Source organism: Streptococcus pseudopneumoniae IS7493 (assembly GCF_000221985.1).
In the GTDB taxonomy this organism is placed as follows: Bacteria; Bacillota; Bacilli; order Lactobacillales; family Streptococcaceae; genus Streptococcus; species Streptococcus pseudopneumoniae.
In genome coordinates, this window is record NC_015875.1 from 1,879,046 (window position 1) to 1,897,846 (window position 18,801).

Annotated in this window: 17 protein-coding genes and 4 pseudogenes; 6 read left to right on the forward strand and 15 right to left on the reverse strand. The window is 33.0% G+C overall.

Features of this window, described 5'->3' with window-relative positions:
- Positions 1 to 356 precede the first annotated feature (356 nt).
- The 4 genes and pseudogenes from SPPN_RS13525 to SPPN_RS09805 all read right to left on the reverse strand — a co-directional run bounded on the left by SPPN_RS13525 (position 357) and on the right by SPPN_RS09805 (position 2,375).
- Positions 357 to 533 carry a hypothetical protein gene (locus SPPN_RS13525; RefSeq protein WP_000050748.1) on the reverse strand — a complete coding sequence of 59 codons (177 nt, stop codon included), beginning with the start codon at positions 531 to 533 and terminating at the stop codon, positions 357 to 359.
- A 7-nt stretch (positions 534 to 540) separates the two neighbouring features.
- Positions 541 to 719: pseudogene (locus tag SPPN_RS14060) on the reverse strand (helix-turn-helix domain-containing protein); the annotation flags it as partial.
- A gap of 45 nt (positions 720 to 764) precedes the next feature.
- Positions 765 to 1,265: a DUF4411 family protein gene (locus SPPN_RS09800; protein WP_000281041.1), complete on the reverse strand. Its 501-nt coding sequence runs from the start codon at positions 1,263 to 1,265 to the stop codon at positions 765 to 767.
- Complete coding sequence (locus SPPN_RS09805) at positions 1,266 to 2,375, reverse strand: ImmA/IrrE family metallo-endopeptidase (protein WP_000194091.1); 1,110 nt, start codon at positions 2,373 to 2,375, stop codon at positions 1,266 to 1,268. It lies immediately after the preceding gene.
- A gap of 350 nt (positions 2,376 to 2,725) precedes the next feature.
- On the opposite strand from SPPN_RS09805, the pseudogene SPPN_RS13035 reads away from it, so the two are divergent.
- Positions 2,726 to 2,887: pseudogene (locus tag SPPN_RS13035) on the forward strand (IS110 family transposase); the annotation flags it as partial.
- Between the two features lie 362 nt (positions 2,888 to 3,249).
- Here SPPN_RS13035 and celB read toward each other — a convergent pair.
- The 9 genes and pseudogenes from celB to SPPN_RS12425 all read right to left on the reverse strand — a co-directional run bounded on the left by celB (position 3,250) and on the right by SPPN_RS12425 (position 11,267).
- Positions 3,250 to 4,596, reverse strand: coding sequence for a PTS cellobiose transporter subunit IIC (gene celB / locus SPPN_RS09815; protein WP_000372711.1), 1,347 nt, complete (start codon positions 4,594 to 4,596; stop codon positions 3,250 to 3,252).
- A 79-nt stretch (positions 4,597 to 4,675) separates the two neighbouring features.
- A complete protein-coding gene (locus SPPN_RS09820; RefSeq protein ID WP_000375180.1) occupies positions 4,676 to 5,182 on the reverse strand; it encodes a hypothetical protein in 507 nt (168 codons plus the stop codon).
- Between the two features lie 18 nt (positions 5,183 to 5,200).
- Positions 5,201 to 5,515 carry a PTS cellobiose transporter subunit IIA gene (locus SPPN_RS09825; protein ID WP_001070943.1) on the reverse strand — a complete coding sequence of 105 codons (315 nt, stop codon included), beginning with the start codon at positions 5,513 to 5,515 and terminating at the stop codon, positions 5,201 to 5,203.
- 9 nt (positions 5,516 to 5,524) lie between these two features.
- Positions 5,525 to 7,498: a BglG family transcription antiterminator gene (locus tag SPPN_RS09830; protein WP_000932062.1), complete on the reverse strand. Its 1,974-nt coding sequence runs from the start codon at positions 7,496 to 7,498 to the stop codon at positions 5,525 to 5,527.
- A gap of 123 nt (positions 7,499 to 7,621) precedes the next feature.
- Positions 7,622 to 7,936, reverse strand: coding sequence for a PTS cellobiose transporter subunit IIB (locus SPPN_RS09835; RefSeq protein ID WP_001029639.1), 315 nt, complete (start codon positions 7,934 to 7,936; stop codon positions 7,622 to 7,624).
- A gap of 129 nt (positions 7,937 to 8,065) precedes the next feature.
- Positions 8,066 to 8,305, reverse strand: a complete 240-nt coding sequence (locus tag SPPN_RS09840) for a SemiSWEET transporter (protein ID WP_000580381.1) — start codon at positions 8,303 to 8,305, stop codon at positions 8,066 to 8,068.
- Positions 8,306 to 8,356: 51 nt separating this feature from the next.
- Positions 8,357 to 9,793, reverse strand: a complete 1,437-nt coding sequence (locus SPPN_RS09845) for a 6-phospho-beta-glucosidase (protein ID WP_000206480.1) — start codon at positions 9,791 to 9,793, stop codon at positions 8,357 to 8,359.
- A 189-nt stretch (positions 9,794 to 9,982) separates the two neighbouring features.
- Positions 9,983 to 10,321: pseudogene (locus SPPN_RS14360) on the reverse strand (antibiotic biosynthesis monooxygenase family protein).
- 156 nt (positions 10,322 to 10,477) lie between these two features.
- Positions 10,478 to 11,267: pseudogene (locus SPPN_RS12425) on the reverse strand (IS630 family transposase).
- Positions 11,268 to 11,413: 146 nt separating this feature from the next.
- Here SPPN_RS12425 and SPPN_RS09870 point away from each other — a divergent pair.
- Positions 11,414 to 12,622, forward strand: coding sequence for an ATP-binding protein (locus SPPN_RS09870; protein ID WP_001106640.1), 1,209 nt, complete (start codon positions 11,414 to 11,416; stop codon positions 12,620 to 12,622).
- Between the two features lie 432 nt (positions 12,623 to 13,054).
- Here the strand turns inward: SPPN_RS09870 and SPPN_RS09875 are convergent, their stop codons facing one another.
- Positions 13,055 to 13,918, reverse strand: coding sequence for a helix-turn-helix domain-containing protein (locus tag SPPN_RS09875; RefSeq protein WP_001093640.1), 864 nt, complete (start codon positions 13,916 to 13,918; stop codon positions 13,055 to 13,057).
- A 181-nt stretch (positions 13,919 to 14,099) separates the two neighbouring features.
- Between SPPN_RS09875 and SPPN_RS13530 the strand changes: the two genes are divergently transcribed.
- The 4 genes from SPPN_RS13530 to SPPN_RS09895 all read left to right on the forward strand — a co-directional run bounded on the left by SPPN_RS13530 (position 14,100) and on the right by SPPN_RS09895 (position 17,582).
- On the forward strand, positions 14,100 to 14,270 hold the full coding sequence (locus tag SPPN_RS13530) for a PhrA family quorum-sensing system peptide (RefSeq protein ID WP_001254078.1): 171 nt from the start codon (positions 14,100 to 14,102) through the stop codon (positions 14,268 to 14,270).
- A 164-nt stretch (positions 14,271 to 14,434) separates the two neighbouring features.
- Positions 14,435 to 14,728, forward strand: coding sequence for a hypothetical protein (locus tag SPPN_RS09885; RefSeq protein ID WP_000748217.1), 294 nt, complete (start codon positions 14,435 to 14,437; stop codon positions 14,726 to 14,728).
- Between the two features lie 6 nt (positions 14,729 to 14,734).
- Positions 14,735 to 16,936: an ABC transporter permease gene (locus SPPN_RS09890; RefSeq protein ID WP_000221426.1), complete on the forward strand. Its 2,202-nt coding sequence runs from the start codon at positions 14,735 to 14,737 to the stop codon at positions 16,934 to 16,936.
- Between the two features lie 4 nt (positions 16,937 to 16,940).
- The gene (locus SPPN_RS09895; protein ID WP_000087002.1) at positions 16,941 to 17,582 is read left to right on the forward strand and encodes an ATP-binding cassette domain-containing protein; all 642 of its coding nucleotides are present in this window, start codon (positions 16,941 to 16,943) and stop codon (positions 17,580 to 17,582) included.
- Positions 17,583 to 17,830: 248 nt separating this feature from the next.
- On the opposite strand, the gene SPPN_RS09900 is transcribed toward SPPN_RS09895, so the two are convergent.
- Positions 17,831 to 18,748, reverse strand: a complete 918-nt coding sequence (locus SPPN_RS09900) for a helix-turn-helix domain-containing protein (protein WP_001093621.1) — start codon at positions 18,746 to 18,748, stop codon at positions 17,831 to 17,833.
- Positions 18,749 to 18,801 lie beyond the last annotated feature (53 nt).

An 18,801-nucleotide genomic window follows, 5' to 3' on the forward strand; every position in this document is an offset into this window, starting at 1 on the left:
TTTTTGATGCGTTTTTCATTATTCTGAATGCAATGTTCTATCTGTTATATCTATGACAAATAATAGTCAATTGAAAAAATGTAGTGGACAAAATATCTTTTAACAAACCAAGAGTTTATTAAAGAGTTATCACTTTTCAACTTTTCTAAGCTTATGCAGTTGTGAAACAAACTACTTTTAAACTATTAACTAAGATAGGATTGATAAATAATTTCAAACTCTTACTAGCAATCATACGATATTCAAGCTCACATGCTTTTTTCCTTCCTGCTTATTTCTTAGAACTGAAGAACCCGGATCGGTATATAAATTATCCGGATCAACATAGTCATAAGATTCATAACAGTTGCGCTTCATTAAGTCATCCCCAGAGCAAGAGCTTCATCTCGTAATTTTTCAACATCACTAACCGTAGGTCGCCATCCTTCAATCATATTTGTACTTAAAGCATACCAAACACTCTTAAAAACGGATCTGTTTTCAAAAGCTATTCCCATGATTGTCATCTTTTCTTTATCTATATCTAAGGACATATGCTACCTCCTTATATTTCTTCAAATTCCTCCAAACAGTTGTTTTATTGCAATCTAGCAGATCCATGATTTCCTTATAACTCTTTTGAACAAAAATATAATCTGTAGACGTTTGTGATATTTGGCCTACGACGAATCTCTTAGGAGTTTTTCAATTTTCTGTATTTCTTCGTTTGTAAGATTAATAACTACTAATGTAAGATGTTTTTTGATTTTAGTCTAGTATTAACATCAGATAGATAGGCTAATTTCTTTGAAAAATTGGTTCATTGAAATACATTGAACATTAAGTTTTTCACATACATCTGGAACTTTAGCATTCCTGCTAGGGTTCACATCATTAAGATTGACATTTTTAATTTCATCAGTTACGATTGTATAATTCTCTTTTTTAGCAATAGCAATCAACCATGGATCAGCAATTCTTTCATTTGCCCAGCCTTTTTCCGATAAAAGAGCAGTATCTTTATATAAAGGACTATCTTGAATGTATTGAATTACTTCACTCCACTCTCTAGCATAAGATTTATGATCTATTAAATCTTTTTTGTAGTTTTCCTCTAACCACTCCCTAAACCATGGATTTTGATAATTCTCTGAAACCACTATTCTAGGAACTACCACATTTGAATTTAAAATACTGCCCAACTTAAGCCAGAAAGTTGGGAAAAATTCTTTACGATAATATCTATCATAAAAATTTATGTATATGTTTGAATCTAATAAATACATCTATCCCTCCCCCTTACTCAATATCTTATATCCTTTATAACCTACTCCAACAATATTAAAAGCATCTGTATATGTAATCTTATTTTGTTGAACAGCATTATTCACATATTTAAAAAAGTTGTTGTCAATTCTGAATCTAAGATTATTACTATAATTGCCACCACTAGAAGGTTTTCTATGTTTTTGTATTTGATTAAATTCTTCCTCTAGTTCAAAATTTATAGATTGATAAGTATCTTTGGAAATAATGGAAAAATCATATAAACGCCTTAAAATGACAAACTTACTAACCTCAGTTTTCTTTACAATAATTTCTAAATTATCTTTTATCGTTTTCTCTCCATCAAACATATCTATAATTAAAGATTTTGGAGCTAAAATTTCGGCTGTTATCGAGTTTATTACCGCCTCTTTTTTATTTTGCTTACCCACCTCTTCAGGTTCTAATAAGTCACTATCACCAAACAATACATGAATAAATTCATGTATTAGCGTGAATAATTGACCTGCTTTAGAATCTAACTGATTGATAAAAATAATAGGCGCCTTTTTATCAGACAGAACAAATCCTCTAAATTCTTTAACATTTAACGGGCGATGCGTGTTATCCTTATACTTACCATTTAAAAAAATATATATTCCTAATTTACCTAGCACTTTTCTGTAATATCTAAAACGATTTTGAGTAATCTCAGGTCCCAGAAGAGTTCGTGCTTTCTCTATTACTTCTTCAAGTTTACTATTAAAATCAAACATACCTACAAAATAACATTCATCCTCAACTGCATCTCTCAAAAACTCTTGTTTTTCTTGCATTTCAAGAATTGTAGCTTTTAATTCCGAACTCATTTCAGATATACGTTGTGAATTTAAAGTTCTAAAATCAACATCTAAACTAATAGGTATAATTTTTTCTTTGAGTACTAACAATCCAGTAGGAACATTAATAAGTTTCGAAAGTACTGATAATTGATTGAATGTTGGTTCTAAATCTCCAGATAAAAACTTATCTATATTAGGCAATTTTTTACGTATTAATTCAATAGGAGTATTAGAATTATGAATATATGATAATAAAACTTTAGTATTTATTTTTATACGTTGCGTCATAATACACCTCCTCGTAATATATAATCATGGGTATATTTCAATCCCAAGTTTTATTTGTTATCACTTGACTATTGCAAGGTTTTCTAGAACAATAGAGTCATGGAATGGACTCATGGTTTTTCTCCTTGTTGCTTGGACTTCATTAAAAAGTCTGTTACCCAAGCCTTGTTCAAACTTCCAACACACTAGCTGTTTCCACAGCTTGACTTCTGCATCTAGTAGGATGCAGGCGGCTCTGTCAGGCTGTGATAAGGATTCTCTTATGCGAGGATGTTGGAACAAGATGTTTCTGGGAAACCTTACAATAGTCAAGAAAACTTCCAAATCTAATAGAAAGGAGACCTTCCTTAATGAAATGTTTTGTCTGTTTAGACGTGAGCTCTACAAAATTAGATGTGTGTATCATGTTGAGTGATACTAGCACCCCTGTCACAGCTTCCCTCTCTAATGACCTTTCTGGGGCAACAGAGATTAAGAATCATATTCTTGATTTGAATCATGCCTTTAGATACATTATACCATGTTTCTATGTAGCTTTTAAAAATTTTATTTTGTTTGTCATATCTAAGTTTTCAGCACGCTTATCCTATTTTATAAGCCTCAAACCCAAATATAAAACGCATTCTTTTTGCTTTTTTACTATTGTATCGTATTCTACGATAACATACTTTACTGTATTGTTTTTTTAAAGTAACAGCAGTTCCCTGTTTATCAATTATTCAAACTACTTTCTATTTTGCTTCATACCCTACATAGCAAAAAAATAAAATGAAAAAGCAGAGAAGAATATCTTAAAAAGATCTCTTCACTGCTAATGTTAACACTCATTATTTAAACTATATGGATTTTATCATCGAATATGCTTTTTTACTTATTAAATACTTTGCTCCTCTTTCACCAATTTTTGATCATATACACGGATGAATGGAAGATAGACTAGGAATGCTGCAAATGCACATACTAGAGCAACTAATACAGCTCGAAGATCTGCTGTCCCTAAGAAAGCTCCAATCCCTACTGGAGTTGGCCATGGAACCTGTGCGATAATTGGCTTAATAAAGTTTAGAGAATTCGCTACGTAATAAATAGTAGCAGTAACCATTGGTGCTAAAATAAATGGTATAGCCAAGGCTGGATTATAGATAATAGGTAATCCAAAAATTAATGGTTCATTAATATTAAATAAGGCCGGAACTACAGATGCTCGTCCTATTGCTTTAAGCTGTTCAGATTTAGAGGCAAAAGCAATATATAAACATAGGCCTAATGTTGCACCAGAACCACCTGCAATTACAAACATATTAGAAAATTCACCTGCAACAGCGAAGTGCCCGCCAGCAGCATTTTCAGCCATGTTAGCAAGAGCAATTGGACTAACAAATGCAAAAACAATGTTCGCACCGTGGATACCTACAATCCAAAGTAGTTGAGTCAACAGATAAATAATCATTAAACCAATCCATGAATTAGTCAGATTGGATACAAAACCAAATGGAATTGCAATGACTTTAAAAATATCTGTTCCCATTGCTACAAGAAGACCGTTGATAAAGATAACAACGAATGCAACAACAAATCCTGGAATCAAAGCGGTAAATCCACGAGAAACTCCTTCTGGAACAGCTTCAGGCATTTTAATAACCCAATTATTTTTAACACACATACGATAAATAAGAACAGTCACAATTGCCATAATGATTGCGGTAAAAATCCCTGTTGTCCCAAAACGTGCGACTCCATTTCCCATTGCCCATCCATCTGCAATTACTGCGCCTTCTTTTAGACTTGTCACAGCCTTCATCATTCCACCATCAAAAATGATTTGCGGTACTGTCATGACAAAAGCCATCAAGGCAAGCAAGGCACCATTAAGAGGATTCATATTGAGTTCTTCTTCCTCTGCATAAATTTTTGTCAATTCATATGCAAGTGATAGAACGAAATAAAGAGATAGAGAACCCATAGTCGCATAGTTTGCAACCATGTAAAGTGATGTGAATTTATCAAATGAAGCAGAGAAAATATCTGCCACAATTGGCCAAAATGAGAAAGCTTGTGGCAAAATACTGAATACCAAAAACATTGATCCTACAATAGTAAATGGTACAGCTGCCATACCAGCAGCCGTGATAGCACGTACTACTTTAAACTGGGCAAGTTTGCCCATTGGTTCCATAACATGGTTTTCAAGGAAACCAAACAACCCGTTTTGTTGATCCATAAATAGACCTCCTTAATAAAACATAATAATTTTTACTTTTTGAAGACTAGTTTCAAATACAAATGATACTAGATCAGGATTATAAACGAAGTGAGTTCTTTTCCAATTGGACAAATTGTTGATAAGCCTTATCTGTTCGTTTATAAATTTTTTTAATTCTTCTAATGTCTAACAAACTCAGAACTAAACCTAATAGAAGAACTACAAAAACAAATAAACGTGCTACTTGGTTATTTTCAAAAATCGGAAAAAGATTCGTAAACCAACTTGTCCAAGTTAAAACAAGTAATCCTATTGAAATAAGCATTTGTATTCTAACAAACATTAGTGTTATTCCCAGCTTTTCTTTCCTATTTCCATAGAGTTTAAATTGTTCAATAGTTGCTAAAATAGAAAATACTATGAGCATAATGGGGAAAATAATAATAGGCGAGGGACTAATAAACTGATTCAAAAGCCAATAAATATTCCCAAAAAAGAAGAGTGCTATTGAATAACGTAGAAGAAGATATCGATTAAAAAAAGTATTAGTTAGAGCCATCTCTCGACGTTGTTGTTCAATTTTTTGTCGTTCTTTTCTATCCATATCATTCCCTCCTTATATTTAGTTAACTTTCTTATAAAGAGCTAACATTTCCTTTGCTACTTCTAATAATGTCATAGTGGTCATTAAATGATCTTGAGCATGTACCATGATAATTTCAATTTTAATTTCCACTCCACTTGCGTATTCTTGCAAGAGTTTGGTTTGTGCATGATGCGCTTCAAGAATTATCTCATTTGATTGATTTAATTTACTTTCTGCATCATCAAAACTACCTTCTCTCATTTTTGCAAATGCTTCATGTATTTCTGACCTTGCATTTCCCGAATGCAGGATAATTTCAAATGCTGCAACCTGCAGTTCCTCTTGATTCATATGAACCTCCTATTTTATCTTCTCAAATATGTTAATAAAATCTTCAAAGTTATTGCAAGATATTAGCTGATTTTGCAATTCATCATTCTCTGTCAGAGAGACTATCTTTTTAGTCACAGTTGCCAAACCTTCGTTCCCATATATTGATGGAGATAGAAGAAATACTAGCTGGACATGTGAACTTTGATTATCCCAGAGTAGCGAATCTTTACAAATTGCAACCGAAACCTTTCCCTCTGTACCAAAGGGCTGAATAGGATGCGGAACTGCAATTTTTTCAGAAAAAACAACTGAACTTAATTCTTCGCGCTGTTTAATTCCATAAAGTAAAGATTGTTCAAACTCATTTGATTCACCAACAGATAAACCCTCAACCATCTTTTCAAGTAAATTTACCTTGTCTGATTCAGTACATATTAAAAAATTTTCTTTACTAAAATACTGTCTAAAGCCGTTGTTTTCAAATTTGTTAATCTTTGATGATTGTACATAACTAGAAACTTGCATCTGATCCATAGCTTTTCTAATCATTTCCATCTCATCACTTTTAAGAAACACACTAACTTTAAAAACTGGGATTTGAAAATATAGATTTGATAAATCAACAGCTGACACTATAAAATCTATTCCTTTAAGTTTTTCTTGATTCAATTCATAGTAGCCTATTACATCAACAACTTCTACTCGCTTCCCAAACTCCGTTTCCAAACGATTTCTTAACATTTGGGCTGCACCAAATCCTGTTGCACAAATAGCAAGAATATTAAACTTAGTACTCTCTTTGCTACGTTCCATAGCAGCTAAAAAGTGAAGACTTACATATGCTACTTCATCATCTGATATTGTCCACTCCAAGAACTTGTCCATATTTGCAAGAATTTCTCTAGTCATAAAGAATATATCACTATAATTCTGTTTAATTTCATCTACCAAAGGGTTATTTAAGGTAATCCGGCTTTCTAAACGTACTTGTAGTGTCATTAGATGAGTTATCAATCCTTCAATTAGTTGGAAATCTGAAGAAAAGTTATACATATCATCTAATCCTAAATCCTGAAATGTTTTAAATAAAGATTTTTTTAAAACTTCTTCAGAAATATTCTTCTGATTTTTTTGACATTGTTGACTCTTAGCTAACAAATGCAAAGTAATGTAGTCTATTTCCTGAACTGGAAATTCCTGATTTGTTACTTCACTTACTTTAGAAAGAATTCTTTGAGCAACCTTTCTCTCTATTGCATCATCAGTCATCTGACAGTCTATATTTTTTATTTCAAATCCGGATTTTAAACGAATCATAGACAATGCTATGTGAACTACTAAGTTCTGTAGTACAAAATCAGATAGTTTTAGGTTGGCTTCTTGGCATTCATCCAAAACAATTCTAGCAAATTCTTCTAATGGTACAGTTTGATCAAAAAAGTTAAATTTCACATAACAATGTAATGTTTTAAAAAATTGATTCTCTAGGAAATAATGCATGATAAAACGTCGTTTATCACGTTCCTCGCCTGAGACATAAACTCCTTTATTCGCCCTACTCTCAATAGACAAATTATACTCTGATAACATCACTCGTATCTTTTTGAAATCATGAGATAATGTTGAACGACTAACGTAAAGTTCATCAGCTAAATCATCAAAAAGAACTGGAACTTGCTCAAATAATAATTTATTTAAGATAAATACTAAACGATCATCACCTTTTGAAACCGCAGTTTTCGTATAGTCTTCTTCCAGTTCATAAGTTTGTCTAAACTCCTGGTAAGCGCCTTGATTTTCAAAAAATATTTGATACCCTTGACCTTGTTTTGAAATCAACTGGACGCCTTGAATTATCATGGTCTTCTCAATTAGTTTCAGTGCATTACGAACAGTTCTATCTGAACAGGATAAATATTCTGCCAGTTCTTTGCTTGTAACAAAACGCTCCTTATTTTTTATTAAAAATTGAAGGATATCTTTCTCCTTAATGTTTAACACATTTATTCCCTCCTAAAACGTAGGTTTTCATATATTAAAGCATATTATACACTTAAATCAGTTTATATCAAACTCAAAACAATTTAGCTTAACTTAAATATTTAATGGCATTTTATATGTTTATTAAATATTCTCAAGAATCAAATTGGCCATTTTTTCAATACCCATTGGAATAGGAATATATGCTTGAGGAGGTATTTGTACAACTGGTTTTCCTGCTTTAGAACCAGCCTCTTCAAATTGCTTAAAGTACATTTTTGTTTGAGGGCTGACGAGATATAAATCAAAATCTGCTGCTGCGATAGCTTTCCCTCCTTCAGTAGCACTAACAGCATCAACTACAATATCTTTCCCTTTTCCTTTTAGAAACTCTGTTGTTTTCTGTGCCATAAGTGATGAAGACATTCCTGCTGCACAAATAATTAAAGCTTTTGCCATAATATTTTCTCCTTTTCTTAAATCCAATCAAAGCTGTGCTAAGTTGGCTTATTTGTTATCTAATCTCATTATAAGATAAAGCGTTTTCAATGACAATTCCCTCATTTTCCTAAATGATATGGAAAAAAATTATTTATACTTCAATTTATAAAATAAAATTATTCCTGAAAATAGAAATGAAACACTATTTGCTAAAATCAAAGGTAAATCACCTATACGAATACCATGAGCAAGCCACAATGCAATACCAATAACTTGCATAACATACATGCCTAGAGCAATAGATTCCGTATCCTTTGTCTTAACTACACGAAAAACTTGTGGTAAAAATGCAAATGTTGTTAAAATTGCTGCAATACTTCCAATCATATGTCACCCCAATATGCTAAACAAACTGAGAATAACCTCAGTTTGTTTACACTATTCTACTGATTCGCCGTTAGATGAAATAACTTCCTTATACCAGCCAAAAGATTTTTTCGGGGAACGATTATAACTTCCCTGACCATTATCATCTTTATCTACATAAATAAATCCATAACGTTTCCTCATTTCACCGGTACCAGCCGAAACCAAATCAATACATCCCCATGGAGTATATCCCATTAAATCAACACCATCTTCAACTACAGCTTTTTTCATTTCACGAATATGGGCACCTAGATATTCAATTCTATAATCATCATGTACCATACCATCTGCTGCAACTTGATCTATAGCTCCAAAACCATTTTCAACAATAAAGAGTGGTAAGTGATAGTGGTCTGTAAACCAATTTAACGCATAACGCAAACCTTCTGGATCAATTTGCCACTCCCATTCAGAAGCCTTAACATAATTATTTTTTACTAAATCCTCTGTTTCAAGATAATCAAAATAAGGATTATTTTCACGATGAGAGTCGATAGCAAAGGACATATAGTAACTGAAGCCAATGTAATCTACAGTCCCACCAAGTAAATCTTCTTTATCCTGGGCAGTAAAATCAACTGAAATACCTTTTCGTTCCCAATACTTGAAAATATGTTCAGGATATTTACCTAAAACATGCACATCAGCAAAATAATAACGCTTCTGCATAGCTTTCATTGCCATTAAGATATCCTTAGGATTGCAAGTAGCTGGATAAATTGGACACATCGCAATCATACAACCTATTTGAAAATCTGGATTAATTTCATGACCAATTTTTACAGCTCGTGCAGAAGCAACTAATTCGTAATGTGCTGCTTGATACATAATTGCTTCTCTATTATCACCTTCCTCATATACAATACCTGAGTTAGTAAATGGTGCAAAATCTTCCTGATAATTCGCTTGATTATTGATTTCATTGAAAGTCATCCAATATTTAACCTTATCTTTGTAACGTTTAAATACGACTTCTGCAAAACGAGCAAAGAAATCAATCAATTTCCTATTTTTCCAACCACCATATTCGGTCACTAAGTGATAAGGCATTTCAAAATGAGATAGAGTGATGACAGGTTCAATACCATTCTTTAAGCATTCATCAAAAAGATTATCATAAAACTGTAATCCTTCTTCATTCGGCTCTAACTCATCACCTTTTGGAAAGATACGTGTCCATGCAATAGAAGTACGGAAGCACTTGAATCCCATTTCAGCAAAAAGTGCTATGTCTTCTTTATAACGATGATAAAAATCTATCGCCTCATGATTTGGATAATATTTACCCTCTAAAACTCCCGAAGTAATTTCACGAGCTACTCCATGGCGACCAGCAGTCATAACATCAGCAACACTAATTCCCTTGCCACCTTCTTGCCATCCGCCTTCAAGTTGATGAGCAGCAACAGCACCACCCCATAAAAATCCATCTTTAAAAGTAGTCATCTTTTTTCCTCCTGACTTTGATACTCTTATTATAAACCTCAAACCAAAAGATTAAAACGCATTCTTTTTCCTTATTGTTAAGGAAAGAAGTAATTTCAAATGGAAATAGAACAATATCTTCTTGTATTCTCGTAATGATATCTTTACGATTTGCAATACTTTCAAACTACAAAAACTCTCACAATAATTCTAATCCCCCATGTCTATAAACGACTTATCGCTTTCTGGTATCCCAGAATCATCTTCTATATAACGTTCAACTTGCATCTGCAAGTGATATTTTTTTCTTAAATCTAAGATTTTCTGCATTGTCTTTGATTGATGATGTTTATCTAAAGCTTCTTGATTTGTCCACTGATCAATAAGGAGAATAGTTCACTCTTTTTCAATTGGTAAAAAATATTCGTATTTCAAGTTACCTTTTTGATTTCTAATTTCTTCAACAAGGCCACTATCAAGCATTTCTCTTGCAAACTTTATTTCACTATCTCCATCACCCTTATAATATACATGAATAATCAATGTCATCTCATATCCTCCAAAATCATCCTTCAATTTTTAAAAAACAAGTTTAGATGAGGATCTAAACTTGTTTTTTTATGAACTAATTATCTAACGTTTCGCCATTACTTTCAATCACTTCTTTATACCAATAAAATGATTTTTTCTTATAGCGATTTATAGTCAATTGAAACAAGAGCAGGACAAAAGAGCCCATGTTTTCTCAATAGGATTGTACTCAGGTGAGTAGGGAGGAAGAGGTAAAAGTTTATGCCCAAACTCTTCGCATAAAAGTTCTAGCTTCCCCATTCTATGGAATCTTGCATTATCCATAATAATAACCGATGGTGTGGTTAATGTTGGTAAGAGAAATTTCTGAAACCAAGCTTCAAAAAAGTCACTCGTCATCGTCTCTTCGTAAGTCATTGGAGCGATTAATTCACCATTTGTTAGACCTGCAACCAAAGAAATCCTCTGATATCTTCTTCCAGATACTTTACCTCTTATTAACTGACCTTTTAATGAGCGACCATATTCTCGATAAAAATAAGTATCGAATCCTGTTTCATCAATCTAAACAGGTGCTAGGTGCTTTAAACTATTAAAATTTTTAAGAAATAAGGCTACTTTTTCTGGGTCTTGTTCATAGTAGGTGTGGTTCTTTTTTTCGAGTGTAGCCCATAGCTTTGAGCGCATAGTGGATGGTAGTTGGATGACAGCCAAATTCAGAAGCTATTTCAGTCAAATAAGCGTCTGGATTGTCAGTAAGATAGTTTTTAAGTCTATCTCTATCAACCTTTCTTGGTTTTGTTCCTTTTACTTGGTGGTTTAGCTCTCCTGTTTTCTCTTTTAGCTTTAACCAGCCATAAATGGTATTACGTGAGATTTGGAAAACGTGTGATGCTTCTGTTATACTACCTGTTCGCTCACAATAAGAGAGAACTTTTTTACGAAAATCTATTGAATATGCCATAAAAGATTATACCACATTGTGTACTATTTTTGGTTCATTTTACTATATTTCTAAATACTTAGAAATAATCAAACGAATTAAATATTATTTCTAAATATTTGAAAATAATGTCTATTTGTATTATACTATCTTTGAGGTATCTATTTATGAACTATATTAAAAGACCACATTATTTAGATTTTTTAAGAAGACATCGTGACCGTCAAATCATTAAGGTTGTGAGTGGAGTTAGACGAGCTGGTAAATCTGTGCTTTTTCAACTCTATAAAGAGGAGTTACTAGCAACTGGGGTAGACGAGGATCAAATCATATCCATCAATTTTGAGGATCTGAGTTATTATGACCTCCGACATTTTCAAACATTATACGCTTATATAAAAGAGCAATTAGTTAGCGAGAAAACATACTATATCTTTTTAGATGAAATTCAACATGTTGAAAAATTTGAACTAGTTGCAGATAGCCTATTCATCCTACCAAATGTTGACCTCTATTTGACTGGATCCAACGCCTACTTTATGAGCAGCCAATTAGCAACAAACTTAACTGGTCGGTATGTTGAGATAGAGGTTCTTCCTTTGTCATTTGAAGAATATCTATCAGGTCAATCTCTCACAGAAAATCTGAATACAACAGAAATTTTTAACAATTATCTCTTTAGTGCTTTCCCTTACTTATTACAAACATCATCTTACGCTGAAAAAATTGACTATCTCAGAGGAATATATAACTCCATACTGTTAAATGATATTGTCACTAGATTGGGAAATCCAAATCCTACTATTATTGAGCGCATTGTCCGAACCCTTCTCAGTAGTACAGGTAGCTTAATATCAACAAATAAGATTCGTAATACCCTGGTCAGCCAAAACGTTTCAATCTCCCATAATACTTTGGAAAATTATTTGACGACTTTGACAGATAGTTTGCTTTTTTATTCCGTTCCACGTTTTGATGTAAAAGGTCGAGCATTATTGCAACGCTTAGAAAAATATTATCCCGTTGATTTAGGTTTACGACATCTCTTATTACCAGACCACAAGGAAGACATTGGGCATATCTTGGAAAATATGGTATATTTGGAATTAAGACGTAGATATTCACAAGTATATGTTGGTAATTTAGATAAATATGAGGTTGATTTTGTTGTTGTAACTGATCTTGGTCACTACGCTTATTATCAGGTCAGTGAAACAACACTTGCTCCAGAAACACTAGAAAGAGAACTTAGACCACTAGAAGCCATTAAAGATCAATTCCCAAAATATCTATTAACAATGGATACGATTCAGCCAACAGCAAATTACAATGGTATTGAGAAGAAAAATATCATAGATTGGTTACTAGAAAAATAGATAAATATAAATCATTCAGCTGACTAGATTTGCAACAGTCTGTTATCAATGATTCTACCCAAATCCTAACAAGATATAAGGAATTTAGAACATATTATCTAATACAGACACTTGAAGGATAAAATGAAATCTTTAACTTCTGGAAGAACTATTATTACTCAAAATGATGAATCTCCATAGAATTAATGAAACTATAAATCAAACGGAACTATAATGAAAAAGAGACTGAGCAATCAGTCTTTAAAACCCTAAAAAACGCATACTATCAGGTGTTGAATGAACTGCACCCGCATAGCGGGTGGTTTTTTTGTCTCGCACCTAACGGAGCGAGACGAACTAATAGTCACATAATCATAAGGCTGATAGTATTAATCTAACTATCAGCCTTACAGGCTATTTAATGTTTAAGTAACACTCCAATATCAAGATAAACTAAACAGCATCTAGTTCCTTCAAATAATTTTCTATCTTCATCAACATTAAAGCATTGTTATAAATCTTACATAACTCTCTTGCTTCTATATAATAATTTTTGACTTGTTCTTTGTCTAGAAATTTGGCTCCAGCATTTCCTACAAGAATAAGTAGAGGAGCCAGTTGGTAGCTTGTCTGTCTTTGTTTACAGAGTTCAATCGTCTCAAGAGCTTCTTGGATGGCTTCATTATATTTTTCCTTTGATACTAGGTAGTGAGCGTAGTTGTAACGAACTCTGATGTAGCCAAATAAAAACTCTTGATGCTCAAAATTTTTTGTCTGATATAACTCCATCAAATGAGAGTAGTTTGCCTCATATTCTTGTTCACGACCCTCTAAGGAATAGAAATTAGATAGAGTATTCAAGGCCTTTAAATAAATCAGAGTATTTGAAGAGACTTTTAATAATATATTTTCCAATGACGAAATTGCCTCACACTTACTGTCATATTGATAGAAGTCAATTATAGATTTAATCCATTCAAGGTAAGTTCGGTCTTCTAATGTTAGAAAAGTGCTTCGTTCTACCTCTATTTTATAAAGATATTCTAAATCGTCATAATTTCTGTCATCTAATAGGCGAGCAGATAGATGTTTGAAATTAGAGAGGTTAGACTTAACTTCGATTTGTTCATTGAAAAAGTAATCCAAAGGGACTTCAAGTCGTTGAGAGAGTTTGAATAACAAGTCTGCGGAGGGAATAAAATGACCTCTTTCAATTTTACTAATCTGGCTTTGTTCACAAATTCCTTCTGCAAGAGTTTGTTGGGAGAGTCTCAACTCTTTTCTTTTCAATCTGAATTTCTCTGCGAGTGTATTCATTAAAGATAATAATCCTTCCTATTTGCTTAATTTCATTATAAAATTTTTAGTTCAAAATAGCAAGTTAAAGGAATAAATAATTCTCTATAGTAATAATAAAAAAGTTCAAAATATAATAAAAACACTTGACTAAATAAAATATATCTGTTAGAATAAAAAGAAAGGGGTTTCATAATATAAGATGAGGAGAAATCGTGGAATTAAAAAAATAGTTATATTTGTATTACTAAGTGTTCTTGCATTTGGTAATACAATTCCCTATCAACAGTTTGTTCAGAAGAATAAACAATTGGAGATTCGAGTGCAATCGCAAAAGAAGTCCAATGGTCTTGATGTTGGGAAGGCTGATTAGTTGATTAAATGATGAAAATACTATTAACTATATAGTATTTCTGTTTTATCTAATTTTTAATTAGAAAGAAGGGATTCCGATGTACTAGGGTATGATTTGTTGATATTTCTAAATGCAGTCATTGTTATTGTTAGATTTTAAGTGAAAGAAATGAGGGCTTTACGATGAAGAAAAGCATAAAAAAAATAATTACAACATCTTTACTTGCACTGACTTTAGCTGGTGCAGGTGGTTCGATTGTTTCAGCTGCAACAGTTTGGTATAAAGGTACTGCAGTTTATTGGGATTATGGTCGTACTGCTGGCCTTTGGAGCTATTCAAATGTTCAGTCTAGTGTTTACGAACACTCAGCAACTGCTAACGGGGCATTCTCAGGTTGGCAATCACCTGGAGTAGAAGCACGTGTTTCTAAATTCATCGGAACTGCTACAGCTGAATGTTACTGGAATTGTAGGTAAGTACCTATGACATACAAAAACATGTTATTAGGTAAAATGAAATACTTAATCCTGTTTTTGATTGCCATCCAGAGTGTCTTACTTGCTCTGGTGGCAATTTTTTTAGCAGGTTTACAGTATCAACAGTCATGGCAGAGTTATAATCATCATTCCGAAACTGTAACAGTTTATCTTCAGAAGTTAACAGAAGAGCAATCACAAGATGTATTTAATTATTTTTTAGAACAGAGTGACTTGTCCATATGGACAAAACGTTCTGAAAGTAGTGATACAGGAGAAGGTCTAAATAGGATTTATATAGACATCCTTGGCAGCTCTGCTGGTTTTTCAGATTTTGAAAGTACGGGTAAAATAGTAGTCTCACAACAACAATTTGCAGATTTATTATCTCATAGTGATAATAGTATGACTATTGGACTTGACAAAGGCTCAAATAATATGCTTTACGAGCTTCCAGATTTATTATTTAGCACACCTGTAGTCATTGAACGATTAGATTATACTTTTCAAAACACTAATACGATCAATGGGATATACCATATCAATGGTCTCCACGATGCTGTCTCAAGAGATAACTTTCTGTTGCATCTTTCAAAGATGTCAGGTATTTCTGTTGAGGATTTGACAAAAGAAAGTTTTGGAAGTAGTACTGATCAGGGAATTTGGGGAATAATACTTGCTATCAGCATCTTAGTAAATGCCTTCATTTTACTGATTCTATTCTTAATCTGTGTTCTTCAATCCTTTAAACATTTCGGAACATTGATTCTTTTAGGATGGGATAGAAAAGAATTATGGTCTGCTTTTTTCAAAAATTCTCTACTATTTTCAATCTACATTATTCCAATTATCTCTTTATGTAGTTGGTTGTTGTCAGGCTGGTCTAGTTTTGGTTTATCATCGTTTATTCTAGTTTTTGCTGGAGTCAGCCTCTCAGTCTTGTTGCTACTATTGATATTCATTATTCCAACGATTATTGTTTATTCGGTTTCTCCATTAGCCGCAATTCATAAACGATTACCAATGAAGCCTTTAATGGTAACCTGCTTGTTATTCTATACCTTGGTAGCTGGTTTGTTAATCGCAGTCAGTTACTCTTTAGATGCTCCAACGAATCAGTTTATTGATAATATGAAAGTATCTAGGGAGTGGAAAAATGTTGAAGATATGTACGTTATCTCCAGCTTTGTTGAGGGAGATGATGTAGGTACATATGCAGGAACTACAAATTCCCTTGAGCGTAGTATGTATAACTTTTACCAGCGTATATCTGAGCTTCCAGGTGTCTATATTGCCCAAGGAAAATTTCTTAATCAGGAGTACCTTGATGCAGTCTATGGGACATACCAACATGTCCCTAAAAAACCATTTTGGTATTTGAAATTCTCCTATAATTACCTGCAAGAGTTAGGTATTCCCCTAAGTGATGAGGAGTTGCTAGAGATGAGGAATGGTACTCGACTTTATCTTCTACCTAACACGCTCAATACAGAAGAACTTGAGGCGATGAAGGCTTATTTACAGGAAAGTGTCACTGTAAAACCGGGAGATTTACAAACTAATTTCACAGAAAATCCGAAATTTATGTTCAAGGTTTACCAACCGTCTCGACCAATATTTACTTGGTCAGATTCCATTTCTTATGGTACAACTAGTGAGAATCCAGTTATTTTTGTCTCAACACCAGAGAATCTATATTTCATGGAGTCGGCAAACTTAGTTGTCAGCGGCTATAATGGTCTTTTGAAGATTCGTGATAGGGAAACAATGGAACAGGTAGTGTCCGTTTTAGAAACAGAATTTCCAGATTTAACGGATAATCGGTTGAGTTTTACAACTGTCAAGAACTTTATCAATGGTCTTCAAAAAGATCTGAGTTATACATTTTATCTTTTCGGCACGATTATAGCGATTATCATCATTACGATGATGGCTATTTTCTGGAGTTTTGTCTTAATGTACCGCTTGTTATTTGAAGAAAAATTGTATGTTCAATACTTTATGGGATTCTCACCATGGAAAAGATATATTGGTGTGGTTTCTCTCATTATTAGTTTTTCTGTGATGGAACTAATCGTTTCTATCTTGGTGGGTTCTAAGTTGGGAATAGTCATGACACTAGCTACATTTGCTTTTCAGATAATGCTTCTTTACTTCAGTTTGTTCCGTAAAGAAGGAGAGAGTATCATACAATCATTTAAGGAGTAATCTCATGTCTAGAATTTCAGTACAAAATGTATCAAAACAATTTGGTTCAAGAGAAATTTTCAAAGACTTAAGCTTTGATATTGAGGAAAATGAATTTGTAGCTTTAGTAGGACCTTCTGGTTCTGGAAAATCGACTATCCTCAATATGATTGGACTATTGGATACTGTTGACAGTGGTAAAATCCTAATCAACGGAAAAGTTTTGCCTAAGGTAAATTCGCAATCAGCAGTTCATTATCGAAGGAATGTCATCAACTATCTTTTTCAATCCAATGCACTCATTTCTACATCTAGTGTGAAAGATAACCTGATGCTTGCCATGACTTTTTCGAATTTCTCTAGACAGGAGAAAGAGCAGAGAATCAAGGAAACGCTAGAATTTGTTGGTCTACAAAATCGGTTAAATAGTAAAGTCAATGAATTATCGGGAGGTGAACAGCAGAGAATTGCGATTGTGAGAGCTATTTTAAAGCCCGGAGATATTGTCCTAGCAGATGAACCAACCGGATCGTTAGATCCTGAAATGTCTCAAAAAGCATTCGATTTGATTCGAACTTTGAGAGATCAATTTGGTAAAACAATTTTGATTGTTACGCATAACATGGAGCAAGCACGGCAATGTGATAGGATCATTTCACTGGAGTAGGTTCTTGTAAATTAACTCAAGCATTATTAGCACTTGATACGGTTACTTCTGAACCCGTTTCAAAAGAAAACTATCTTTATTCCATGTTATTTTGAGAAAGATATTGTGAAAGTCAAATATGATGATAAAGTTGAGTGGAATTTGTTAGAATTTCAAAAATTTAGAGCATTTTTGGCTTAGTAATCTGTGTTGAAGGCTCAAAACCTATGGTAAAAAAGTAGCTTTGAAAACGTATTGCCTCCAAAGATTTAGTTAAATAATGATTTAACACAAAAAGAAATTATTGAAATTCTGGAAAGATGTTGTTTCAGTATTGAGAAAAGGTGGGAAAAACTTGCGATTTTCACAGAGAAAGGATTGTTATAAATCTTGCATAGCTCTCTTGCTTCTATATAATAATTTTTGACTTGTTCTTTGCCAAGGAATTGTGTTCCACAATTTCCAACGAGAACGAGCAGGGGAGCTAGTTGGTAACTTGTTTGCCTCTCTTTACAGAGTTCGATAGTCTCAAGAGCTTCTTGGATGGCTTCATTATATTTTTCCTTTGATACTAGGTAGTGAGCGTAGTTGTAACGAACTCTGATGTAGCCAAATAAAAACTCTTGATGCTCAAAATTTTTTGTCTGATATAACTCCATCAAATGAGAGTAGTTTGCCTCATATTCTTGTTCACGACCCACTAAGGAATAGAAATTAGATAGAGTATTCAATGCCTTTAAATAAATCAGAGTATTTGAGGAGACTTTTAATAATATATTTTCCAATGAAGAAATAGCCTCACACTTACTGTCATATTGATAGAAGTCAATAATAGCTTTAATCCATTCAAGGTAAGTTCGGTCTTCTAGTGTTAGAAAAGTACTTCGTTCAATCTCTATTCTATAAATATATTCCAAATCGTCATAATTTCTGTCATCTAATAGTCGAGCAGATAATTGCTTAAAATTAGAGAGGTTAGATTTAATTTCAATTTGTTCATTAAAAAAATAATCTAATGGCACTTCGAGTCGTTGGGAGAGTTTGAACAAAAGGTCTGCGGAGGGAATGAAATGCCCTCTCTCAATTTTACTAATCTGGCTTTGTTCACAAATTCCTTCTGCAAGAGTTTGTTGGGAGAGTCTCAACTCTTTTCTTTTCAATCTGAATTTCTCTGCGAGTGTATTCATTAAAGATAATAAACCTTCCTATTTGCTTAATTTCATTATAAAATTTTTAGTTC